At 65.2% G+C, this 22,827-nt stretch carries 18 protein-coding genes and 1 tRNA gene; 8 read left to right on the top strand and 11 right to left on the bottom strand.

Annotation, left to right across the window (positions count from 1 at the left end):
• Positions 1-22: 22 nt before the first annotated feature.
• From ACIBG0_RS30680 to ACIBG0_RS30665, 4 genes are all read right to left on the bottom strand, one after another.
• On the bottom strand, positions 23-283 hold the full coding sequence (locus ACIBG0_RS30680) for a hypothetical protein (RefSeq protein WP_397037154.1): 261 nt from the start codon (positions 281-283) through the stop codon (positions 23-25).
• A gap of 221 nt (positions 284-504) precedes the next feature.
• On the bottom strand, positions 505-1,485 hold the full coding sequence (locus tag ACIBG0_RS30675; protein WP_397037153.1) for a ribose-phosphate diphosphokinase: 981 nt from the start codon (positions 1,483-1,485) through the stop codon (positions 505-507).
• On the bottom strand, positions 1,482-2,972 hold the full coding sequence (glmU, locus tag ACIBG0_RS30670; protein WP_397037151.1) for a bifunctional UDP-N-acetylglucosamine diphosphorylase/glucosamine-1-phosphate N-acetyltransferase GlmU: 1,491 nt from the start codon (positions 2,970-2,972) through the stop codon (positions 1,482-1,484). Before glmU ends, ACIBG0_RS30675 begins: the two co-directional genes overlap by 4 nt.
• A 116-nt stretch (positions 2,973-3,088) precedes the next feature.
• Positions 3,089-3,159, bottom strand: a tRNA-Gln gene (locus ACIBG0_RS30665).
• 410 nt (positions 3,160-3,569) lie between these two features.
• Between ACIBG0_RS30665 and ACIBG0_RS30660 the strand changes: the two genes are divergently transcribed.
• From ACIBG0_RS30660 to ACIBG0_RS30635, 6 genes are all read left to right on the top strand, one after another.
• Positions 3,570-4,184 carry a TetR/AcrR family transcriptional regulator gene (locus ACIBG0_RS30660; protein ID WP_397037258.1) on the top strand — a complete coding sequence of 205 codons (615 nt, stop codon included), beginning with the start codon at positions 3,570-3,572 and terminating at the stop codon, positions 4,182-4,184.
• A gap of 181 nt (positions 4,185-4,365) precedes the next feature.
• Positions 4,366-5,013: a TetR/AcrR family transcriptional regulator gene (locus ACIBG0_RS30655; RefSeq protein ID WP_364341149.1), complete on the top strand. Its 648-nt coding sequence runs from the start codon at positions 4,366-4,368 to the stop codon at positions 5,011-5,013.
• 218 nt (positions 5,014-5,231) lie between these two features.
• Positions 5,232-8,846 (top strand): transcription-repair coupling factor, encoded by a 3,615-nt coding sequence (gene mfd / locus ACIBG0_RS30650; RefSeq protein ID WP_397037149.1) that lies wholly within the window; start codon positions 5,232-5,234, stop codon positions 8,844-8,846.
• Positions 8,847-8,941: 95 nt separating this feature from the next.
• On the top strand, positions 8,942-9,637 hold the full coding sequence (locus ACIBG0_RS30645; protein ID WP_397037257.1) for a MazG family protein: 696 nt from the start codon (positions 8,942-8,944) through the stop codon (positions 9,635-9,637).
• Positions 9,638-9,796: 159 nt separating this feature from the next.
• Positions 9,797-10,888, top strand: coding sequence for a glycerol dehydrogenase (locus ACIBG0_RS30640; RefSeq protein WP_397037148.1), 1,092 nt, complete (start codon positions 9,797-9,799; stop codon positions 10,886-10,888).
• A gap of 363 nt (positions 10,889-11,251) precedes the next feature.
• Positions 11,252-12,202, top strand: coding sequence for a phosphodiesterase (locus ACIBG0_RS30635; protein WP_397037146.1), 951 nt, complete (start codon positions 11,252-11,254; stop codon positions 12,200-12,202).
• Here the strand turns inward: ACIBG0_RS30635 and ACIBG0_RS30630 are convergent.
• Positions 12,153-13,595, bottom strand: a complete 1,443-nt coding sequence (locus tag ACIBG0_RS30630; RefSeq protein WP_397037255.1) for a stealth family protein — start codon at positions 13,593-13,595, stop codon at positions 12,153-12,155. The two genes, ACIBG0_RS30635 and ACIBG0_RS30630, sit on opposite strands and share 50 nt — an antisense overlap.
• Before the next feature lie 655 nt (positions 13,596-14,250).
• Here ACIBG0_RS30630 and ACIBG0_RS30625 point away from each other — a divergent pair.
• Both ACIBG0_RS30625 and ACIBG0_RS30620 read left to right on the top strand, forming a co-directional pair.
• Positions 14,251-14,736: a hypothetical protein gene (locus ACIBG0_RS30625; RefSeq protein ID WP_397037144.1), complete on the top strand. Its 486-nt coding sequence runs from the start codon at positions 14,251-14,253 to the stop codon at positions 14,734-14,736.
• A 75-nt stretch (positions 14,737-14,811) separates the two neighbouring features.
• Complete coding sequence (locus tag ACIBG0_RS30620) at positions 14,812-15,387, top strand: TerD family protein (protein WP_040695304.1); 576 nt, start codon at positions 14,812-14,814, stop codon at positions 15,385-15,387.
• On the opposite strand, the gene ACIBG0_RS30615 is transcribed toward ACIBG0_RS30620, so the two are convergent.
• The 6 genes from ACIBG0_RS30615 to ACIBG0_RS30590 form a co-directional block, all read right to left on the bottom strand.
• Positions 15,369-16,286 (bottom strand): putative PEP-binding protein, encoded by a 918-nt coding sequence (locus ACIBG0_RS30615; RefSeq protein WP_397037142.1) that lies wholly within the window; start codon positions 16,284-16,286, stop codon positions 15,369-15,371. The genes ACIBG0_RS30620 and ACIBG0_RS30615 overlap by 19 nt on opposite strands.
• Before the next feature lie 67 nt (positions 16,287-16,353).
• Positions 16,354-17,760: an MATE family efflux transporter gene (locus ACIBG0_RS30610; RefSeq protein ID WP_397037141.1), complete on the bottom strand. Its 1,407-nt coding sequence runs from the start codon at positions 17,758-17,760 to the stop codon at positions 16,354-16,356.
• Between the two features lie 150 nt (positions 17,761-17,910).
• Positions 17,911-18,942: a PLP-dependent cysteine synthase family protein gene (locus ACIBG0_RS30605; protein ID WP_397037139.1), complete on the bottom strand. Its 1,032-nt coding sequence runs from the start codon at positions 18,940-18,942 to the stop codon at positions 17,911-17,913.
• 51 nt (positions 18,943-18,993) lie between these two features.
• Complete coding sequence (locus tag ACIBG0_RS30600) at positions 18,994-20,355, bottom strand: alanine racemase (protein WP_397037254.1); 1,362 nt, start codon at positions 20,353-20,355, stop codon at positions 18,994-18,996.
• 149 nt (positions 20,356-20,504) lie between these two features.
• On the bottom strand, positions 20,505-21,515 hold the full coding sequence (locus tag ACIBG0_RS30595) for an ornithine cyclodeaminase family protein (RefSeq protein WP_397037138.1): 1,011 nt from the start codon (positions 21,513-21,515) through the stop codon (positions 20,505-20,507).
• A complete protein-coding gene (locus ACIBG0_RS30590) occupies positions 21,487-22,680 on the bottom strand; it encodes a TauD/TfdA family dioxygenase (RefSeq protein ID WP_397037136.1) in 1,194 nt (397 codons plus the stop codon). The genes ACIBG0_RS30595 and ACIBG0_RS30590 overlap by 29 nt, the downstream gene beginning before the upstream one ends.
• Positions 22,681-22,827 lie beyond the last annotated feature (147 nt).

The following is a 22,827-nucleotide window of genomic DNA, read 5'->3' as shown; positions in this document are numbered from 1 at the left end:
GTCCGGTCGGCGGGGCGGCGGGCTATAGGTCCGAATCGTCGACGATCTCTATCGCGGCGACCTCGGCCGGCCGCTCGTCCTCCTCGGCGAGTTCGGATTTCTGACCACGCGGGGTCCACTCCTGTTCGAGTTCTTCACCGATGCCCAGTCGACCGTCATCATCATTTTCGCGGTAGCGAATGCGCAGGTCATCGGGCGGATCCTCGACATTGCGCCGGTATGCGCGGATCTCGTCTTCCTGGTCGTCGTCCCCCATGTCCATATCGAGCGGGTCACGGTCCATACCCCCAGTATCCCCCTCGCCGTCGCGGGCAAACGGCAGCGGTAAGGCAATGGCGGCTCGGACCATGTCCGAGCCGCCATTCTTACAAACTTCCACGTAACGCCTGATTTCCCGAGCACATGGGCAACTCATCGGGCAAGCGCGAGAATAAGCCACCCACTCGGCGCAGGAGCTGTACGCAGCTGGTATGGCCTGAGTATCCGAGGAGGCGGTCGAGCAATCTAGGCGTTGCCGTTGAAAAGTCCGGTGACCGAACCGTTCTCGAAGACCTCGCGAATCGTGCGAGCCAGCAGTGGCGCGATCGACAGCACGGTCAGCTGCGGGAACTTCTTCTCCTCGCTGATCGGCAGCGTATTGGTGACTACGACCTCCTTGGCGCCGCAGTTCGCCAGGCGCTCGGCGGCCGGATCGCTCAGCACGCCGTGCGTCGCGGCGATGACCACATCACCGGCGCCGGCCGCCTTGAGCACCTTGACAGCGCCGGCGATGGTGCCACCGGTGTCGATCATGTCGTCGATCAGGATGCAGGTGCGGCCCTCGACCTCACCGACCACGCGGTTGGCCTTGATCTGGTTCGGCACCAGCGGGTCGCGGGTCTTGTGGATGAACGCCAGCGGCGAGCCGCCCAGTGAGTCGGCCCACTTCTCCGCGACGCGCACCCGACCGGAATCGGGGGACACCACGGTGATGTGCTCGAGGCTGTAGTTGTTGCGCACGTACTCGGCCAGCTGCAGCTGCGCGTGCATGTGATCGACCGGGCCGTCGAAGAAGCCCTGGATCTGATCGGTGTGCAGGTCCACGGTGATGATGCGGTCCGCGCCAGCGGTCTTGAGCAGATCGGCGACCAGACGGGCGGAGATGGGCTCGCGGCCGCGGTGCTTCTTGTCCTGACGGGCGTACGGGTAGAACGGCAGCACCGCGGTGATCCGCTTGGCCGAACCGCGCTTGAGCGCGTCGATCATGATCAGCTGTTCCATCAGCCACTGGTTCAGCGGAGCCGGAAAGCTCTGCAACACAAAGGCATCCGAACCGCGCACGGACTCCTCGAACCGGACGAAGATCTCGCCGTTCGCGAAGTCACGCGCGGTCTGCGGTGTGACGTGGACGTCGAGTTCCTTGGCCACCTGCTCGGCCAGCTCAGGATGGGCGCGTCCCGAGAAGAGCATCAGGTTCTTCTGGTTGTCGATCCATGACGCGGTCACTGCTGTTTGCCATCCTTTTGCTCGATTGCCTGACCCGACATCTCTTTGGCAGCGATGGCTTCCGCCGCCGCCCGTGCCGCGTCCGTCTCCGGACGGTTGCGCTGCACCCAGCCCTCAATGTTTTTCTGCGGCCCGCCTGAAACCGCGAGTGCCCCCGGCGGAACGCTTCTACGCAGCACAGTACCTGCCGCCGTATACGCGCCGTCACCCACCGTCACCGGCGCGACGAACATGGTGTCGCTGCCGGTCCGCACATGCGAGCCGACCACGGTGTGATGTTTTTTCACACCGTCGTAATTGACGAAAACGCTGGAGGCGCCGATGTTGCTGTGCTCACCGATGGTGGCATCGCCGACATAAGTGAGGTGCGGCACTTTGGAGTGCGCGCCGATCGATGCGTTCTTGGTTTCGACGAATGCGCCGAGCTTGCCGGAATCGCCGACAACGGTGCCGGGACGCAGATAGCTGAACGGCCCGATACTCGCACCGGGGCCGATCACGGCCTGATCACCGTGGGTGCGAACAACGTGTGCGCCATTGCCGACGATGACATCGGTGAGTGTGGAATCCGGTCCGATCACCGCGTCCTCACCGATGACGGTGCCACCGAGTAACTGCACGCCCGGCCGGATTTCGGCATCCCTGGCGATCCGCACGCTCGCGTCGACCCACGTGGTCGCGGGATCGATGATCGTGACCCCGGCGCGCATATGCCGTTCGAGGATGTAGCGGTTGAGCGTGCGCGCGGCCTCGGACATCTGCACCCGGTCGTTGACGCCGGTGACCTTGGCCGCGTCGAGCAACCGGGCGCCATGCACCGGATGTCCGGCCTCGCGAGCCAGCCGCAGCACATCGGTCAGGTACAGCTCATGCTGGGCGTTGGCGGTGGACAGGCGGCTGATCATGGTGCGCAGCACGGTCGCGTCGAAGGCGTAGACACCCGAATTTACCTCGGTGATCGCCGACTGCGCCGGAGTGGCGTCGGTATGTTCGACGATTTCGGTGACCTGGCCGTCGGCATTGCGGACGATGCGGCCGTAGCCGTTGGGGTCGTCCGGTTCGAAGGTCAGCACGGTGACCGCGGAACGTTCGGTGTAGCTGCGGTGTTCGTCGAGCAGCGCGGACAGGGTGTGTCCGTCCAGCAGCGGCACATCGGCCGAGGTGACCAGCAGATCACCGGTGAAATCTTCGGGGACAGCGGCGAGCGCGCACTGCACGGCATGGCCGGTTCCGAGCTGTTGTTCCTGGATAGCGGTGGTGATCTCGCGGCCGAGGTCGGCGGCGACGGCGGCGACCGCGGCGCCGACTTGTTCTCGATCGTGTCCTACCACGGTGATGAGGAACGCGGGGTCGATCTCGTTGGCCGCATGCAGCGCGTGCGCGAGCATGCTTCGACCGGCCAGCGAATGCAGCACTTTAGGAGTCTTCGACCGCATTCGCGTCCCGGCACCGGCTGCGAGAACGACGACGGCGGTCTGCTGTGGCATGGATCTCCCTCGGCTGCCTGTCATCGTGCTTGGGGCTGTCGTCGTGCTTGGTCAGCGCTGTCGTCGTGCTTGGTCAGCGATGTGCGCGGCCAACGATAAGCCATCGTGCCGGTGTGCTCCGCCGCCAGGACTCGAACCTGAACTATCTGAACCAAAATCAGAGGTGCTGCCATTACACTACGGCGGATCGTCACACCGGCGGATCTGCGAAACCCGCCGCTGCGCCAGCGGCACGGCATGAATCCTCGCATGAAGACCTCCGGTTAGTCGAACTGCTTCGCCGAATTAGTGCATACCCGTCTCCGCAACCTGTTCACACCGGTCGCGTTATCTGGGCGAACGCTTCCCCGGAACTTTTACCGGCCATTGGGTGCTCCGCCAGTTCGTCGCGGGCCGTCGGCCAGGTAGGGGCCGGATTCTGGGCATATCCGACGAGTTACCCACGTTCATGCGAGATCAGTTGTCGCGCTGGCGAGACCGGGGGTGACGGCAGGGAACCAAGAGCTGTCTGGAACAGTTGGTGTCGACGATTATTGGCATGCGCGAGGAGGCGGGACGGTGTCTTCCAGTGAGCCGCCCAAGGTGTCCCGGCCGCGGATGACGGGAACTCAGCGGCGGCAGCAGTTGATCGAGATCGGTCGCGCATTGTTCGCCGAGCGCGGCTACGACGCGACATCGATCGAGGAGATCGCACAGCGGGCCCAGGTCTCCAAACCCGTGGTGTACGAACACTTCGGCGGCAAGGAGGGGCTCTACGCCGTTGTCGTGGACCGCGAGATGTCGATGTTGCTGGACATGATCACCTCCTCGCTCACGCAGAACCGATCCAGGATCCGGCTCGAACGGGTCGCGCTCGCTCTGCTGACCTATATCGAGGAACGCACCGACGGATTCCGAATCCTGGTGCGCGATCAGCCCGCAGCTACCGCGGAGGGCCGTTACTCGAGCCTGCTGAACGAGGCCACCAACCAGGTCGCGCATATTCTCGGCGGCGATTTCGAGCGTCGCGGTTTCGATACCAGTCTGACCGGTTTGTACGCGCAGGCATTGGTGGGCATGGTCTCGACCGCCGCCACGTGGTGGCTGGACGAGCGCACACCGTCGAAAGAGGTTGTCGCGGCACATCTGGTGAATCTGTGCTGGAACGGACTCAGTCATTTGGAAGCCCACCCGCAGCTGAGCTCGGAATGGCGCGCCGGTACGGGGGACTGACCGCATTGTTAGCCAATGAATTGCGCGGTATGCCGGTCCGAATGCTCGAATTCCCTGGCGGGCGCTCGCCTGGTGGTACGGTTCACCCATCCTCAGGGTGCTGTTCGAGCGGTAAGTCGGTCTACTTCGGGATGTCGGTCTACTTCAGGATGGCTGGTTTTAAGGATGACAGGCGGATCTGATGGCTAGGCAAGCGCGCGCGGAGATCACCCGCGATTCCGTCCTGGCGGGCGCTGCCGATGTCTTTCTGCGCTTGGGATATGCGAATGCGAGCCTGAGCGAGATCATCGCGCAGTCGAACGTGACCAAGGGCGCCTTGTACTTTCACTTCGGTTCGAAGGAAGAGCTAGCGCGCGCCGTGGTCGACCAGGGCAATGAACGCCTGGTCAGTTCGTGTCAGGGCTTCTTCGATCCCAGAGTGCCCGCACTCGAGGCATGTATCGGGATCACCTATGTCGTCGCGGACCTATCCATGAATGATCCGATGGTTGGCGCGATGCTCAAGCTGACCCATCAGATCGGCGACTACCGCGGTGCCCAGGGCGACAATATCGCCAAGACCTGGGGTGATACCTACCGTGTTCTCTCCGAGCGGGCTATCGCCCAGGGCGACCTGGAGGCCGACCTGGACGCGGAGGTGATCGGCCTGCTGCTGCAGGAAATGACCGCGGGCGTGCATATCACGGCGGTCGGCACCGATTCGATCGATCAGATGGCGACGCGGATGGAACGGGCCTGGTACTTCCTGCTCCCGTCGATCGTGCCCCCGGAGAAGCTCTCGTACTTCCGCGAATTCGCCGCCCGTCGCCTACGCCGCTACGTGCCATAAAACTTGTCACAGGGCGTTGGTAGGTTGTGACTGGTCGACTGATTTCGTGAGCGCATGGGTAACTCGTCGGGTACGCCCAGAACTCTACTTCCCGCTCGACCGCTGGCCCGCTACGACGGTGTCGTGGCACCTGACGACCGGCAGCAGACTCGGGGAGGCGGGGGAGCCTAGACTCGGTTGGCCGTCCTAAAACCCCGCCCGAGCTCAGGGAGTGTTCGATGTCCACCCACCGTCCACCTCTTGCCGGACTGGCCGCGGTGGCCGGGGCCGATTCGGCCCTGCGGACCGTCGCTGACCTCGTCGGGAAGTCGCCGGTCGAGTTGGTCGGGCCGTCGGCGGTGCGCCCGTTCGTCGCGGCGACGATCGCGGCCCAGCGGCCGCTGGTGGTGGTGACGGCCACCGGGCGGGAAGCCGATGATCTGACGGTTGAGCTGGAGGAAATCCTCGGCGCGGCGGTCGCGCAGTTCCCGTCGTGGGAGACGCTGCCGCATGAGCGGCTGTCACCGGGTGCCGACACTGTTGGCCGCAGGCTCGAGGTGCTGCGGCGGCTCGCGCATCCGGAGGACCCGGTATTCCCGGAACCGCTGCGGGTCGTGGTGACGACCGTTCGTTCCCTGATGCAGCCGATGGCCGCGAGCCTCGGTGATATCGAACCGATCGTGCTGCGCGTCGGCGCGGAGTTCGACTTCGACGAACTGCTCTTGCGCCTGATCGAATTCGCCTACACCCGCGTCGATATGGTCGGTAAGCGCGGTGAGTTCGCGGTGCGCGGCGGCATCCTCGATCTGTTCCCGCCGACCGCGGATCATCCAGTGCGCGTGGAGTTCTGGGGCGACGAGGTGACCGAGCTGCGGCCCTTCGCGGTCGCCGACCAGCGCTCGCTGACCGATCTGACGGTGGATCTGGTCGTCGCGCCGCCGTGCCGAGAACTCTTGCTCACCCCGGCAGTTCGCGATCGTGCCGCCGAGGTCGCGGTGGCCAACGCCGCCGATGCGGCGCTGGTCGAGATGTTGGAGAAGCTCGCGGAGGGCATTCCGGTCGAAGGTATGGAGGCGCTGCTGCCGGTGCTGCAGCCCGGCGAATTGCGGCTGCTCACCGAGGTTTTGCCGGAGGGCACCCAGCTGCTGCTGTGCGATCCGGAGAAGATTCGCACCCGCGCCGCCGATTTGGTACGCACCGGTGAGGAGTTCCTGGAGGCATCGTGGACCGCGGCTTCGTTCGGCGGTGCGGCGCCGCTGGGCGGGCACGGACTCGATCTGGCCGCCTCGGGTTACCGTGCGCTGCCCGAAATCCATGACAGCGCAAACGCACACGGTCTGCCCTGGTGGACGCTGAGCCCGCTGACCTCCGGTGATCCCGCCGAGGTCGTGCTGCCGGTGCTGGCCGGTCCGGCCGCGCGCGGCTCCGATGAGCTGGTAGCGACGATCTTCGCGTCATTGCGCGCGCATGTGCTGACCGGTGGGCGCGCGGTCGTGGTCGTCGCGGGTCAGGGTACGGCGCAACGCATTCTGGAACGCCTCTCGGATGCCGAGGTGCCCGCGGCTGCGCTGGCAGCCGGTGCCGAACCGGCACCCGGACTCGTCGGTGTGCTGTGCGGTTCGCTGCACGACGGGTTGGTCTTCGATGACGCCGGTCTGGTTGTCGTCGCCGAATCCGATCTCACCGGCAACCGGGTCACCGCGCCGGCGGAGGGGAAGCGACTACCGGCAAAGCGCCGCAACCAGGTCGACCCGCTGGCGCTGAATGCCGGGGACATGGTGGTGCACGATCAGCACGGCATCGGCCGGTTCGTGGAGATGATCGAGCGCACCGTCGGCGGGGCGCGGCGAGAGTACCTGGTTATCGAATACGCGCCCGGTAAGCGTGGTCAGCCGGGTGACCGGCTGTTCGTGCCGATGGAATCGCTGGATCAGCTCTCGCGCTATGTCGGCGGTGAGATGCCGAGTCTGTCCAAGCTCGGCGGGTCCGACTGGGCGAATACCAAACGCAAGGCGCGCAAGGCGGTTCGCGAGATCGCCGGTGAGCTGGTGCAGTTGTACGCCGCGCGCCAGGCGGCACCGGGGCATGCGTTCGGTCCGGACAGTCCGTGGCAGAAGGAGATGGAGGACGCGTTCGCATTCACCGAGACCGTCGACCAGATGACCGCCATCGCCGAGGTCAAGGCCGATATGGAGAAGGCGGTCCCGATGGACCGCGTGGTCTGCGGTGATGTCGGCTACGGCAAAACCGAGATCGCCGTGCGCGCCGCTTTCAAGGCGGTGCAGGACGGTAAGCAGGTCGTCGTGCTGGTGCCGACAACTCTACTGGCGCAACAGCATCTGCAGACCTTTACCGAACGCGTCGCCGGATTCCCGGTGACCGTGAAGGGTTTGTCCCGCTTCACCGATCCGGCCGAATCCCGGGCCGTGCTCGAGGGGATGGCCGACGGTTCCGTCGATATCGTGGTCGGCACACATCGGCTGCTGCAGACGGGGGTGCGGTGGAAGGATCTCGGCCTGGTCGTCGTGGACGAAGAACAGCGTTTCGGTGTCGAGCACAAGGAGCACATCAAGGCGCTGCGCACGCACGTCGATGTGCTGACCATGTCCGCTACGCCGATTCCGCGCACCTTGGAGATGAGTCTGGCGGGCATTCGCGAGATGTCGACCATCCTCACGCCGCCGGAGGAGCGGCATCCGGTGCTCACCTATGTCGGTGGGTACAACGACAAGCAGGTGACCGCGGCGATTCGACGTGAGCTGCTGCGCGACGGCCAGGTTTTCTATGTGCACAACCGGGTGTCGTCGATCGATAAGGCGGCCAAGCGGATTCGGGATCTGGTGCCCGAGGCGCGGGTGCTGGTCGCGCACGGTCAGATGAACGAGGACATGCTCGAACAGACCGTGCAGGGGTTCTGGGAGCGCGAATTCGATGTGCTGGTCTGTACCACCATCATCGAAACCGGGTTGGATATTTCCAATGCGAATACGTTGATCGTGGAACGCGCGGATGCTCTGGGTCTTTCGCAGCTGCATCAGTTGCGTGGGCGCGTCGGCCGCAGTCGTGAGCGCGGGTACGCGTACTTCCTCTACCCGCCGGAGAAGCCGCTCACCGAGACGGCCTACGACCGGCTCGCCACCATTTCGCAGAACTCCGATCTCGGCGCGGGTATGGCGGTGGCCATGAAGGACCTCGAAATCCGTGGTGCCGGAAATGTGCTGGGCGCCGAACAGTCCGGGCATGTGGCCGGTGTCGGATTCGACCTGTATGTGCGCCTGGTCGGTGAGGCGGTGGAGGCATATCGGGCCGCCGCCGACGGTAAGCCGATTACCACCGAGGAGGTCAAGGAGGTTCGCATCGACCTGCCGGTGGATGCGCACATTCCACCCGACTACATCACCAGCGATCGGCTCCGGTTGGAGGCCTATCGCAAACTCGCCGCGGCGCAAGATGGTCCGGCGCTGGAGTCGGTTGTCGAGGAACTGGTCGACCGGTACGGGCCGCTGCCCGTCGAGGTCGGCCGGTTGGTGTCGGTGGCGAAACTGCGCCTGCTGGCCCGCGAATACGATGTCACCGAAATCGCGGTCACCGGAACCACATTGAAGGTTTCGCCGATGAGTCTGCCCGACTCCAAGCAGATGCGTTTGAAGCGCCTGTACCCGAGCGCGGGCTATCGCGCGGCAAGTGGGGTTGTGCAACTGCCGCTGCCTCGGGTGGAGGACAGTGTGGGGGCGGACCGGGTGCGCGACGTCGTCCTGTTGCAATTCGTTGCCGACCTGTTGCTGCAGTTGGATGGCAAGCCCAAGGGCTTCGTCGAGCTGCGGGTCGCCACCGAAGCCACGGCGGCTCGATGAGTTCGAACCGCGACGAGGCCGTGCTTCGGGCCGCCCGGCATGCGGCGGCGGAGGCTGGACGAACCGAGGATCACTCGGTGTCGGGGCGGGCGTCCATGGTATCGGGCCGCACCGATACCGCTGTGGTGGCGGCGGGGCTGGCGGGCGCTGTCGAGGTGATGGACCGGCTGTGGAATTTCGGCGGCTGGGAGGTGACGCAAACCCACGACTCGCTGCGTCCCTACCTGCTCGAGGAAACCTACGAACTGCTCGACGCCATCCAGCACAACGACGCCGAAACCATCAAGGAAGAACTCGGCGACCTGCTGCTGCAGGTGCTGTTCCACTCCCGGATCGCGCAGGCCGCAGGCGAATTCACTGTCGACGATGTCGCCGCCGCGCTGGTCACCAAACTCGTCAACCGCAGCCCGCACCTCGCCGACGAGCCCATCGACCCGTCGGCCACCATCGCCGAAAAAATCGCCGCCCAGGAAAAAGCCTGGGAGGAACGCAAATCCGCGGAAAAGTCCCGCCGCTCATGCCTCGACGGCATAGCCATGGCCCAACCTGCCCTCGCCTTGGCCGAGAAGATCCGCTCGCGCAGTCTCAAGGCGGGCCTGCCCGAAGACCTGATCCCCGATACCCTTCGCACTGTCCAGTTGGGCGGCGAGGACAGCGCCGAAGAACGCCTTCGCAAGGCAACGTTGTCGTTCGCATCGGAAATCCGCGCCGCCGAAGACGCCGCCGAAGCCGCCCGCGGCGAACGTGCTCCTTTATCGGCTGCCGATTGGCGCAAGTACTGGTCGCAGTAGGAGGTCGGGAAGCCCCGTGACGGTCACTCGGCATCGAGGCTTGATGGCTCAACCGCGGTCAGCGGGGCTATAGGGCGCGTAGCGTTTGCGATACGGAGTCGGCTGTCGGGCAGCCGGGGTATGGGCGAATCGGCGGTACCCGGGATCGGGAGGTGGCAGATGCTGAGTGTGTTTTCTTCGCCGGGGCACTATGTGCAGGGGCGAGATGCGACGACGGCGCTCGGGGCGGAGATGACGCGGTTGGGGATCGGGGGGCCGGTGATGATCGTGGCGGGGTCGAGTGCGTATCGATTGTTGGCACAGACGTGGCGGGAGTCGCTGACCGAGGCGAAGATCGAGTATTCGGTGCATCGGTCCGGGGGTGAGTGCAGTCGGGCGGAGATCGCGCGGGTGAGCGCGGCCGTGCAGGAGAGTGGGAGCACGGTGGTCATGGGGGCCGGTGGCGGCAAGGTGCTCGATACGGCGCGGGCGGTGGCGGATGACCTGGAACTGCCGATGATCAGTTGTCCTACTACCGCATCCAGTGATGCGCCGTGCAGTGCGTTGTCGGTGATCTATACCGACGCTGGGGAATTCGAGGCTTATCAGCTGGTTCGGCGCAATCCCGCCTTGGTGCTCGTCGATACTTCCGCTATCGCGCATGCTCCGGCGCGGCTGCTCACCGCGGGGATGGGCGATGCGCTCGCGACCTGGTTCGAGGCGCGGACCTGCAGTGCCGCCCGAGTCCGGAATATGCGTGGCGGCGCATCCACCCGCAGTGCCACCGCCTTGGCCGAGCTCTGCTACAACACCCTGCTCGCCGACGGAACCCACGCACTCGCCGCAGTGCGCAACCACACCGTCACCCCGGCCCTCGAACGCATCGTCGAAGCCAACACCCTGCTCTCCGGCCTCGGCTTCGAATCCTCCGGCCTCGCCGCCGCGCACGCCATCCACAACGGGCTGACCGCCGCCCCCCGAACCCACCCGTACCTGCACGGCGAAAAGGTAGCCTTCGGCGTCCTCACCCAGCTGGTCCTGGAAGGCGCTCCCACCGAAGAGATTTCAACGGTCCTCGAATTCTGCGCATCGGTCGGCCTACCAACCACCTTCGCCGCCCTCGGCCTGACCGACCCCGACAACCGAACCTTGACCGCCATCGCCACCCGTGCCACCGCCCCCGGCGAAACCATCCACAACGAACCCTTCCCCGTCGACACACCCATGGTCCTGGACGCCCTCCGCACCGCCGACACCCTCGGTAGAAAGTAAGCGCCGACGTCTCAGCCGCGACGATCGGACCGTTGTCGAGGATCGCTGCTAAGGCCCCTCCGCACGGACTTCTCGGCTGAATTCGGCTCGACCTCGAGCTTGCCGACGAACCCCAGAGCTCGACGACGAGCGTGCTCGCTCACGCAATCAGCGGGAGTGGAATTTCGCGCGGGATCCGCTGCGGGCTGCAGTCCCGGGGCCGCAGTAATCGGATTGCGGCGGGCTCCAATGACACCGAACTCTCACCTACCCGCAAGCAGTTTGTCACCGTGGGCTGGCGGTCTGTCAATACGGCTTCGCTATCCTGGCGATGGAACCCGAAGCCAATGGCGGGCGAATCCGCCGGGGAGGACGTTCGGTCCGGTGCCCACCAGCAGAGTCGCGGAGCACCCGCGACCGAATCACGTGCTGTTCCATTTCAGCGATACCCATCTGATCGGCGGTGACGACGCGCTGTACGGCGACGTGGACGCGGATCAGCGTCTTCGACAGTTGCTCGATCAGGCCGCGGCCAGCCGCATCCGCCCGACCGCGATCGTCTTCACCGGTGACCTCACCGATAGGGGCGAGCCCGACGCATACGAGAAGCTGCGCGGCATCGTGGAACCGTTCGCGCGCCGATTGCGAGCGCCGATCGTCTGGGTCACCGGCAATCACGACGATCGCGGCGAACTGCGTCGTACCCTGCTCGGTGAGCGTCCGTCGACGAAGCCGCTGGACCGGGTGCACATGATCGACGGCCTGCGCATCATCGCCCTGGACACCAGCGTCCCCGGCCACCACTACGGCGAAATCCGTGACGAACAACTGGCCTGGCTGCGATCGCTACTGGCCGAACCAGCCCCCTTCGGCACGATTCTGGCGATGCACCACCCGCCGGTACCGTGCGTGCTCGATCTCGCCGTCACCGTCGAATTGCGCGATCAGCGCAGGCTGGCCGATGTGCTCGACGGCACCGATGTGCGCGCGATACTTGCTGGACACCTGCACTTTTCGACCAGCGCCACCTTCGCGGGCATCCCGGTCTCGGTCGCCTCGGCGACCTGCTACAGCCAGGATCTGGCCGTGGCCGAGGGCGGCCTGCGCGGCCGCGATGGCGCCCAGGCCTTCAACTACGTGCACATCTACCCGGACACCATCGTCCACTCAGTGGTCCCGATCGATCGCGGCCCGACCGTTGGCTCGCCATCCACCCCGGAAGAGGCGGCGCGCAAGCTCGCCGAGGAGGGCATCGTGATCCCGCCGGCCGCCCGCATTCCGCGAGTCATGCGGCGCCAGGCGCAGACTCCGGAAGATGACGAGGCCGTGCACTGACCCGTTCCCACGGCGCGGGGTCCGGGAAATAGACGGCCAGGAACTCCGACACCACGCGCACCCGGTCGGCCTCCGCGACCTCCGGAAAACTGCCGTCGTTGAGGCAGAAGAAGTCGATATCCCGATGTCGCGCGAGTCCGTCGAGCAGTGCGAGCCCACGTTCACTGGTGGTGTCGACATAGCGCATCCGCGCCATCTCCTGGGGCACCGCGCGCCCGGTGAGCATGGCGTAGTAGTGGTACAGCGAGTTGGTCACCGAAATATCGGTTGCCGCACGGAATCTGCTCGCCCTGGTCCGTGCGAATTCGGTCGCGAACTCCTGCTCCATTTCGAGTAGTACGCTGCGCCGCAATGGAACCGGTGTGTGTTCCAGATGTCGGGTGATGACATGTCCGAATCGCGCGGCGAGCAGTTCCCGGTTCACCCGCGCCGCATTCTCGAAACCACTGCGCCGCTCGTTATTTCGGCCGGGTCCGATGCGGGTGCCTGCCTCGATGAACCGACTCACCCCGGCCGGGCTGAAGAACATCGATGGACGCACCGGTCGGGCGAAGAACATATCGTCGTTCGAGTACAGGAAATGTTCGCTGAGCCCATCGATATGCTGCAGTTGGCATTCCACCGCATGGGAATTGAAGGTGGGCAGGCCGCTGGTATCGCTGAAGTGATCGACCGCGCGCACCACTGTCACCCGCGGATGCTCGTCGAGCCATTCCGGTACCGCGGAATCGGTTGCGATGAAGATCCGGCGGATCCACGGCGCATTCTTGTACACCGAGCGCAGTGCGTACTTCAATTCGTCGATCTGCCGGATTCGAGCGTCCGCGTCATCACCCTCGCCGACCACGACCTGGGCGAGCATTCCGGCACGGCGCGCCCGGAATTCGGGATCGGTGCCATCGACCCAGGAGAACACCAGATCGATATCGAATCCGACATCGGTCGGCTGTGGCGCGAACATATCCGTCAAGGTCGGCCAATTGCGTTCGAACAGGCGGATTTCCGTGCGTTCGACATCGGCTAGGTCGAACACAGTACGGGTGAAGGCGTTCGGCCGCGGGCATTCGACGGTGTCGCCGTGGTACTCCCACAGCTCCAGATCCACGTAATGCGCCGGATCGGCATCGCGACTCAACCGAAAGACATTGTGCCCCACCTCGGCACACGCGAAACCCGCGGCGATCGCGGCGGCCGTGACCCGGCGCACCATCTTCTGGTGTGCGGCATCCGCGGCCAGTGCCAGCCGATGTTCGCCATCGCGAATCAGCAGGAACGGCACCTCCGCTGCCGCCAACTCGCCCCGCAGATAACCCAGATCGTCCAGCATCGCGGGCGAGACGACGAGATTGCCCGCCGTCGGCCACGCCACCATATCGACCGCTTCGGAATCCATTGCCCCGATATCAACCATGTGTCTGCTCCCACGTCCGAATATGTGCCGAAATGTCCTGTGGTGCCGCGCTACACCCGAGCACCGCTGCGGACGACGCCGTCGGCGCCGTCCTCGGCTGCCGCGCCCGGCGCGGCCGAATTCAGAAGTTCGGGACGATGCCGTAGTGCAGGAACGAAGTGATCAGCCGAGTCTCAGACGATCGGTACACCATGTCGTTCTCACCTCACTCACGGCCGGACGCCATCGCGTCTGCTTGGGGTAGTGCTGCCGGTGCGGCACGGCACAGCGGCCGAGCAGGACCGGAGCAGCACGCCGGGCCGGACAGTCGTCGGCCGGCGAAATGGAGAAGCATCTGCTGAACAGAGTGCTGTCAGAAATGATGCATCGACTTGTGACGGCCCGTCAACCGGACAGGGCTGTGGTGTCCCGGACAGGTGCCTGGGCGGAATTGTCCCTTTCGGATGAGGGTAGCCTCACCGCATAATCCTCGAGGAGCTGGCGTCGGGACGCTACGACACCGAATCGGTGTCCTGAGAGGTGGCTGAGAGCACTTCGGACAAAGGTCGCAGCGTCAGCGAACAAGGGACACAGCACCTTAGACTTGCGGGCAACGTGGCACAGCCCGCCGCGTTGCAGCGATCAAGAGGTGACGAACATGGCAGCCGGAGCGAGCCCCGTGCAACGTCAAGACCACTCTACGGCCGATCATCCCGAACTGGACGTACTCCCGGAATGGCCCCAGGAGACGATCGCGGTGCTGGTCACCACCGATCCAGCGCCGCATGCGATTCCGGTGTCCTGGCCGGTGCGGGCGGATGATCGGCGAATCCTGCTGAGCCTGAAATTCGATCGCGGTTCGCTGGCCCGCCTACGCGAACGGCCCGATGTCGCACTGCTGATTCTCGGCGGCGGCAATGTCGCGTTGTGCGCGCGCGGGCAGGCGAGTGTTATCGCCGAGGAAATGCCCGGTGCGACAGACTATGTCGCGGTCCAGATCGATGTCGAAGTCATTGACGACCACCGGCAGTCGGCCTTCGCGGTGGCGCATGGAATCGAGCGCACCGTACTGGACGCGAGCGAATTGCATGCGCTCGAAGGGCGCGTGCAGACATTGCGCGCCTGGGCCGATATCCAGAACTGAACCGGCACAACCAGTCCGGTACAGAGTAATAATCGTGATGAAAGGCGGCGCGAACGCGTCGAATGGAAGGGGATCATGAGCGTCACATTGGCCAAAGGCGGAAATGTCTCGCTGTCGAAGCAGGCCGCCAACCTCACCAAGGTTGCGGTCGGGCTCGGTTGGGATGTGCGAACGACCACCGGGGCCGATTACGACCTCGATGCGAGTGCGCTCGCCACCGGGCCGAATCAGCGCGTGCTGTCGGATCAGCACTTCGTGTTCTACAACAATCTGCGCTCGCCCGAGGGCACGATCGAACATACCGGTGACAACCTCACCGGCGAGGGCGAAGGTGATGACGAGGTGATCAATGTCGATCTGGCGGCGACGCCACCGACGATCACCAATATCTTTTTCCCGGTGTCCATTCACGACGCCGATGCACGCGGCCAGTCGTTCGGCCAGATCCGCAACGCCTACATCCGCGTGGTCGATGCGACCACGGGCGCCGAGCTGGCCCGGTATGACCTCACCGAGGACGCGTCCACCGAGACCGCCATGGTGTTCGGGGAGTTGTACCGGTACGGCAACGAATGGAAGTTCCGTGCCATCGGTCAGGGCTATGCCTCCGGGCTCGCGGGTATCGCCCGCGATTACGGCGTCAACGTCTGATGGGCGTGCGGGTGGTCGGGATCGGATCCGGCCGCCCGCTCCGCCTCGTACAGCGCGATCGCGGCGCGGGTCTTGCGCTTGATCGCCTGTAGCACATCGAGATCCGGTAGGTCCGCGAACTGCTCGCCCAGCACTTCGGGCAGATCGGAGTAGTGCAGCACGCATTCGTCGACGCCGAGGTCAGCGCAGGCCGCGAGTAGGTCGGGATGCAGATAACCCGCGACCGCGGTCCGCACGCCCGCGGCGGCGGCCACCATGGTGACGCGTTCGATCGCGCGCAGCAGCGGCGGTACTGGGCGAACCGGCCGCAGCGTGGCGCGGGCTTGGCCGAGCAGCAGCGAGGACAGATCGTTGCAGCCGATCACCACCCGTGACACTCCGGTGGTGACCACCCGGTCGACCTCGAGCAGCAGCGACGGTATCTCGATCATGGTGGCGACCGGGCAGTCGCCGATCACGGCCCTGGTTTGCTCGATAGCCCACTGCAATTCGTCGACATAGGTGACGAAGGGGAAAAGCACGCCGATATCCGCGCCCTCGTCACGCACCTGTGCAATGCCCTCGAGTTCGGCGACGAATGCGTCGGGAAAGCGACGCGCTCGGCGAATACCGCGCAGGCCGAGCAGTTTATGCGGCTCGTCGATGATCTCTTCGACGCCGTCGAGGATATTGCATTCGGCGGTATCGGCTTCCATCGTTCGATACCAGATCGTGGTGCCGCTGGTCCGTCTCGCAATATGGCGCAGGTATGGCACGAGGTAACCGGAAACCGATTCGGGCGTCGGATATTTCCCGGCCGCGCGGAACACGTACTCGCCGCGCACCATCCCGACCCCATCGAAGTGGTCGAGCAGTTCAGCGGAGATCCGCTCACAACTCAATGCCAGGCTCTGCCGCATTCCCCGCACGCTATCAGGTTGCTGCACAACACTTTTCCGCCGCCCGTTGACTCCGGATTTCACGAGGTCAGGACGGGGTGGGTAGGGATTGTGGGAGCGGATGGGGGCGGGCGGAGGCGGCGGTATCGAGCAGGGCGAAGTAACGGCGGAGCATGAGGATGGCGGTGCTGGCCAGGCCCGCGCTCAGACCCCACCAGACCCCCGCGGCGCCGAGGCCGAGCGGGAAAGCCAGCAGCAGCGCGGTGGGCAGGCCGACGAGCCAATAGCCGACCAGGGAAAGGCGGAAGCCTGCCTTGGTTTCCTGCAGACCGCGCAGCAGGCCGGTACCGATGTTCTGTGCGGCATCGAAGAATTGGAGCACGATGCCGATGAGCAGTAGCGAGCGGGCCAGCTCCACCGTCGCGGTGTCGCTCGGTTCGAGGAAGGGGCTCAGCACTAGCTTCGGCGCGGCGATATAGACCACGCCGGTGAGCGCGGCGACGATGCCCGCGTGTTGCAGCGCCAGCCAAGCCAGCGCGCGGGCGTGGCCGAATTCGTCACGCGCGACGGCATGGCTGACCAGAATGGACGCGCCGTGCGACAGACCGATCGCGACCTGGAAGACGATGTAGATGATCTGGTAGACCACATTGTGCGCGGCCAGCGCGGCCGGTCCGATGCTGCCCATCACCAGGGCGAGCACGGAGAACATGCCCGCCTCCGAACCGTAGGTGAGTGCGATCGGCGTACCCAGTCCGAGCTCGGCCTGGATGGTCTGTATGTGCACCGGCCACGGACGCCGCGGCAGGGTCGCACCGAGCGTGGCATCGGCGCGCACCATCGCCGAGAAGGCGGCGAAGGTGATCAGGTGGACCAATGAGGACGCGATGCCGATGCCGGTCAATCCCAGTGCGGGCAGTCCGACCCAGCCGTGCATGAAGATAAGGGCCAGTACGAGGTTCAGCGCCACCGAGCCGAGGGTGACCAGCAGCAGCGCTTGCGGACGCTGCATACCGACGGTGTACTGCCGCAGCACTTGGAACCACAGGCAGGGCAGCAGTCCGGGTGCGAGGGCGAGCATGAGTGGTCGCGCGTCGGCGAGCACGCCCGCGTCCTGGCCGAGCCACTGTAGTGACCAGCCGAGTCCGATCAGCACCGCACCGCCGATGATCCCGGCGAAGGTGGCGATCAGGAAACTCGACCGGACGATATCGCGAACCTCACCGTCCGCGGACTCGCCGCGCTTATCCGCGGCACTCACCGAGGACGCGATCTGATTACCGGTGCCGGTGATCAACCCGACGCACATGGTGCGGATTTGGTTGAACAGCACCATCGCCAGCCCGCCCGCGGCGACGTCGCGGACGCCGAGTGTGCCCATCAGCGCGATATTGGTCGTGGACACCGCGATCTGCGCGAGCTGGGTGAGCGCGATCGGTGCGGCCAGTGCGGTGAGCTGTCGCCCATCAGCCCGGAAGGTGGACAGATTCACCATCGCACCTCCACCGGTCGAATCGCTGAACCGATCGTCATGAGTCCAATCCCAACTCGTCGCTGAGCTTCCGAAATTTAGGTAACCCTAACTGGATGATCATTTCAGACGTGCGGGATGTCGCGCAACGGTGATCGAAAGCACGCATGTGCTTCATCGCGCCTCGACGAGCTGGTCGCGGTGGGCGGGAGCGTAGCGGCCGAGCATAGCGCGCACATCGCTTTCGGTGTCCGCGTCGAGTAGATCGCGCTCGCGCATCCACTCGTCGTCGAAGACGGTGTCGAGATATTTCTCGCCGCCGTCGCAGACGATGGTGACCACGGTCGAGCCGGGCGGGAACTCCTCGAGACGGGTGAGCGCCGCGTGTACCGAGCCGCCCGCGGAGCCGCCGATCATCAGACCGAGTTCGGCCGCCACCGCGCGGGCGGTAGCGAAAGCCGCGATATCGGAGACCTTGACGCCCTCGTCGAGCAGCGCGTAGTCCACGGCGGTGCCGATGGTGGCGCCGGGCGGGGTGCCGGTGCCGGACTGCCAGTACGGGCCGCCCGGCCCACCGAAGGCAATCGATCCGACGGGCTCCACACCGATCACCCGTGGCGTGCACCCGAGTTGGCGCAGTCGGGTCGCGGTGCCGAACAGCGAACCGCCGGTGCCCACCGCGGAGAGCAGGATATCGACGCGCTCCACGTCCTCCAGCAATTCTTCGGCCACCGCGTAGTACCCGACCGCGTTCGCGTCGTTGTTGTGCTGTTCGGTGAAGTACGCATCCGACTGTCCGGCCGCCATTGCCTCGGCCAGGTCCTCCCGCGCCGAGGTGGCCAGGTTGTCATCGCCCTCATCGGCGACGAATACCAATTCCGCACCCATTGCTCGCATCGCGCGCAGCTTGTCCTTAGATGCGTGGTGATCGACCACGGCGGTGAAGCGATACCCACGTTCGGCGGCTACTACCGCGAGGCCGAGCCCGGTATTCCCGGATGTGGATTCGATGATATGCCCGCCATTACTCAGCAAACCGCGCCGCTCGGCATCGTCGATCATCGCGCGCGCCATCCTGATCTTGGCCGCACCCGTCGGATTGAACTGCTCGAGTTTGAGCAGCAGCCGGGTGCCGGTCGGGGTGGTCGCCAGTTCGAATAGCGGGGTGCGACCGATCAGATCCGTCACGCGCGTGACGAGCGGCATTGAGGTCTCCTCGTTCGGGCCGTAAGGGTATTGGTCGAATGGGGTGCCGGATCATCCGGCGTCGAGCGTCCAGCGGAGTCGATCGCCGGTGTCGTGCAGCACCACCTTCGGCGGAATCGGCAATTCATGGAAGGCCGATTCATTCGAATCCATTTGGTAACCAGCGGTATTGGGGTAGATCAGCAAATCGCCGACCTCGGCTCGTCGCGGTAACGGGATGCGCCGCCAGCTGAGCATGTCGGACTCCAGACAGCTTGCCGCGCCGACGCAGGTCGGGGTGAGCTCGCCAGGACGCGGCGGCCACAGTATGGGATCGGGGAGGTACTCACTGTCGAACCATTGCTCGGACAGGCTCAGGCTGGTTCCGTCCACGGTGAGCAGTTGGTATGGGGCACCGTCGACGTGGCGGGTTTTGCTGCCCTGCACTCGAAAGACGCTGGACCCCGCGCGGTCGAGCAGTGCCCGACCGGGTTCGATGGCGAGTCGGATATCGTTGTCGCGCAACCGTTCCGCGAGCGAATTGTGTTCGAGAATGGCGGTGAGCATGGCCGGACCCGGTGCCGGGAAATGGTAGGGGTAGTACGAATCGAAGGACTTCCCCGCATGGAACCACCGGCTGTTGGCGTGTTCGGTGAACTTCGACCAGGCGCTCTCGGACACATAATCGACGCCGAATCCGCCGCCGATGGAGATGGTGCTGGCCGGATGCCCCAGTGTGCGGGCATCCAGACAGCGGGTGATCAATTCGTCGGCCTGTTCGGCGCGTGCGACGGCGTCGTAGCCGGAAAGGTGGAAGCTGAAGCCCTGCAGTCGGATCGATTCGCGGCCGACGGTTCCGGATGCGCCGATCACCGAGATCGCGCGGTCCAATTCCGCGGCGGTCATGCCGAATCGGCTTGCGGATCCGGTGGGCAGCACGCGAAGTAGCACGCGAGCCGCGGCGGCCGGGGTGGCGCACCCAGCCAACCTGTCGAGCTCGTCGAGGCTGTCCACGGCGATCAATGCGCGGTGCCGCACCGCCAACCACAGCAAGTCGTCGGATTTGGCAGGGCCCGTGACCATGAGCTCGTCACCGCGAACGCCATGTGACAGTGCGGCATTCAGTTCACCGACACTGGAAACATCCACGCCAGCACCATATTCGGCGCAGGCGCGAGACACACAGGCCGCCTTGTTGGCCTTCTTTCCGTAGTAGACAACGCCATCCACACCGGCCTGTTCGAATGCACGCTGGAACCCGTTGATATTCAGTGCCACTCGGGACGGATACATCACATGGAACGGCCCGCCGATCGCAAAGGCGATATCGCCGAGCAGATTCGGATCGGCGAGTAGCCTGCGCTCCAAGTCATCGGTGCGTGCGGGCAGGGCAGGAGCGCAAATGCTCAGCAGTCCCTGCACAGCCGCCAGCACGGCGGGGTCGGGGGCAGCGCCGGTGCTCGCCGGACGGTCGCCGAGTTCGACCTTGTCGCGGATCGAGCCGTGGTCGAACAGCAGCGTGCCGTCGGGTTCGGCGGTGCCGGGGTCGCGGACCTTCTTGTCGAACTCGACGGCGCTGATGTCTAGTCCCACAGGGGCACCTCCGTGCCGCGGCCCTCGGCAATGGCTCGTTCGGCGAGTGCGTGTGCCACCGCGATATCGGTCAACACCAACCCGCTGTTGTAGACGAAGATCCGCTCGTCATCGGACCGTCGGGCGATCGCGCGGCGGCTCAGGATATGCGGCAGTTCGGCGTCGACGCCGCGCAACCTGCCGTCAGGACCGGCCATATCGGTGCCGGTCAGCGCCATTTGCTCGGCGCTGGTCGCGATTACCCGATCGGCGTCGACCAGGGTGGACGGGGCCAGGCCATAGCCAACGAGAACGACGGTGGAACCCGGTGCGAGATCATCGGATTCGATCGCTACTTCGGTACCCGGCCCCGCCGTCGCCAACACCACGTCGGCGACACCGGCGGCCGCGCGCGGGTCCTCGACGGTCTCCAGCAATGCGTGCGGGTTGTATGCGGCGAGGTAGTCGCGCACCGCCGCCAGCCCCTCCGGATGGGTGCCGTAGAGCATCAGCTTGCGCAGCTGCGGATTGGCGGCGAGCAAGTGCGGCAGCGCGTTTCGGCCCTGAGTACCAGTGCCGATCAGCAGCACGCTCTCCGCGCCACGGCGCGCGGTCTCGCGCACCAGCAGCGCCGAAACCGCCGGTGTGCGCAGTGCGCCGACCCTGGCGCAGTCCATCATGGCGATCGGTGCGCCCGTGCTGTCGTCGTAGAGCGTGATGGTCGTGTAGTAGCGCTTGGTGCTGCGGTCGTGACCGGGATCGAATTTGTAGGAGGTCTTCATCGCGACCACCCGGCGGCGGCCGTCGCGCCCGAGCATGGCGTAGGCCACCGACCAGCCGTCCGGATTCGCCACGCTGAGTTTGCGGGGATTATCCGAATCACCCGCTGCGAAGGCGAGATACGCGTCCTCTACCGCGCGCACGACATCGGCGGGCGTGATGGGCACGTCCGCGAGGTCGCTTCGGCTCAGCACACGCAGTGGTGTGCTCCGGTCACGGGTGCTCAACGGTTCCTCGATCATGTTGTGTCGTATCCAGCCTTACTGCGGTCCGGGTGTCGGCCCGGGCCGGTACACCGTCGATCGCGAGCGGGTTGCTTGCCGCTCGGAACGGGGCGACGATCCGTTGCCCATAACCATTTTCGTCGGCCTCGGCGGACCGCCGTCGGCGTTCGGGCAGGCGGACATTGACGCGCTTGAGCCAACGGTCGGTGCCGTCGTAGCGCGCGGTGAACGGTACCCGACCGTGCACGGCCACATCATTGTCCACCAGCAGTAGCTCACCGGGGGCCAGAGCAGCGGTGACGCAGACGCGTTCGAGTTCCGCGGTGAGCCGAGCGTACGCCAGCCGGAATTCGGTATCGGCATCGTCGAGCGGGGTGTATGCCGGATCGTAGCGAAGCGTCAAATCTGCTGTGTCATAGCCCGATTCGGTGCCCCACAGGGTTGGCAACGGCGGTGCGCAGTAGTGCTCGTGCCCGGTGCCGTAGGAGACGTCGGGCAGGATCGGCAGGGTCGGCGTACCGAGTAGTCGGCGTTCGTCATCGGAGAGCTCGGTCCGGCGCACCGACGAGACGGTGGTGCCGACGCCGTCCGGATTGCGCAGACAGACCAGCATCAGCAGATTGGCGCGTTCCGGGTGGAATGCGTCCTCGGTATGCGGGCTGAGCAGGGTTTTACTACTCGCGCCGGATTGCTCGTGTTCGTGACCCGGCGATGGCACGATGTTGTTGACCAGCCGTCCGCCCTGTTGCCCCTGCCAGCCGAACGGTTCACCGGCGCTGCGGGCCAGCAGCAGCATCGCGATATCGAGTTCGAATGAGCTCGCAGGGCGGCCCGATTCACCACTCCAGCGGGCCGCCTCGACCCAACTCGGTGGCGTCGGGCCGAATTCGGTATCGCGCAAAGGCAATTTGCCGACGATCGTGGCGCCCGCGGCGGTGGCGGGCGGTCGCATGGCGACGCGCACCGCGTTGGGCAACTCGCTGACGCGCGCATCGATTTGCTCGAGTAATGCCGGATCGGTCAGCGTGCGCGCGATATCGGCCGTGCCATCGGGCCGGGTGTCGAGCGTGATACATATCTCACGGGCGAGCGCGCGCACCGCTTGTGCGGCGGTGGTCGGCAGCTCGCGCCGTTCGATATCCAGTGGGTGAAGCGTCTTACGTTCGGAGAGAACGCCTTTCACCAGGAATCCCTTCTTCGCATCGGGTCGAAAAGCGGGGTATGACGATTCGATCTGCGAAGCTAGTGGGTCTTGCCATCTAAAGCAAGGCTTACCTAAGCAAGTCTCGAAAATAGCACATACGCATGTCTGAGATCACAGATTGTGGCT

It is taken from the genome of Nocardia sp. NPDC050630, assembly GCF_044457245.1.
Taxonomy (GTDB): Bacteria; Actinomycetota; Actinomycetes; order Mycobacteriales; family Mycobacteriaceae; genus Nocardia.
This window is presented reverse-complemented; position numbering and strand designations above follow the sequence as displayed.

What these genes read in the sequence shown, in the direction of transcription:
- ACIBG0_RS30680 (WP_397037154.1), bottom strand. Translation starts at nt 283, where the DNA reads ATGGACCGTGACCCGCTCGATATGGACATGGGGGACGACGACCAGGAA.
- glmU (WP_397037151.1), bottom strand. Translation starts at nt 2,972, where the DNA reads ATGCCACAGCAGACCGCCGTCGTCGTTCTCGCAGCCGGTGCCGGGACG.
- ACIBG0_RS30660 (WP_397037258.1), top strand. Translation starts at nt 3,570, where the DNA reads ATGACGGGAACTCAGCGGCGGCAGCAGTTGATCGAGATCGGTCGCGCA.
- ACIBG0_RS30655 (WP_364341149.1), top strand. Translation starts at nt 4,366, where the DNA reads ATGGCTAGGCAAGCGCGCGCGGAGATCACCCGCGATTCCGTCCTGGCG.
- mfd (WP_397037149.1), top strand. Translation starts at nt 5,232, where the DNA reads ATGTCCACCCACCGTCCACCTCTTGCCGGACTGGCCGCGGTGGCCGGG.
- ACIBG0_RS30645 (WP_397037257.1), top strand. Translation starts at nt 8,942, where the DNA reads ATGGTATCGGGCCGCACCGATACCGCTGTGGTGGCGGCGGGGCTGGCG.
- ACIBG0_RS30640 (WP_397037148.1), top strand. Translation starts at nt 9,797, where the DNA reads ATGCTGAGTGTGTTTTCTTCGCCGGGGCACTATGTGCAGGGGCGAGAT.
- ACIBG0_RS30630 (WP_397037255.1), bottom strand. Translation starts at nt 13,595, where the DNA reads ATGGATTCCGAAGCGGTCGATATGGTGGCGTGGCCGACGGCGGGCAAT.
- ACIBG0_RS30625 (WP_397037144.1), top strand. Translation starts at nt 14,251, where the DNA reads ATGGCAGCCGGAGCGAGCCCCGTGCAACGTCAAGACCACTCTACGGCC.
- ACIBG0_RS30620 (WP_040695304.1), top strand. Translation starts at nt 14,812, where the DNA reads ATGAGCGTCACATTGGCCAAAGGCGGAAATGTCTCGCTGTCGAAGCAG.
- ACIBG0_RS30615 (WP_397037142.1), bottom strand. Translation starts at nt 16,286, where the DNA reads ATGCGGCAGAGCCTGGCATTGAGTTGTGAGCGGATCTCCGCTGAACTG.
- ACIBG0_RS30610 (WP_397037141.1), bottom strand. Translation starts at nt 17,760, where the DNA reads ATGGTGAATCTGTCCACCTTCCGGGCTGATGGGCGACAGCTCACCGCA.
- ACIBG0_RS30605 (WP_397037139.1), bottom strand. Translation starts at nt 18,942, where the DNA reads ATGCCGCTCGTCACGCGCGTGACGGATCTGATCGGTCGCACCCCGCTA.
- ACIBG0_RS30595 (WP_397037138.1), bottom strand. Translation starts at nt 21,515, where the DNA reads ATGATCGAGGAACCGTTGAGCACCCGTGACCGGAGCACACCACTGCGT.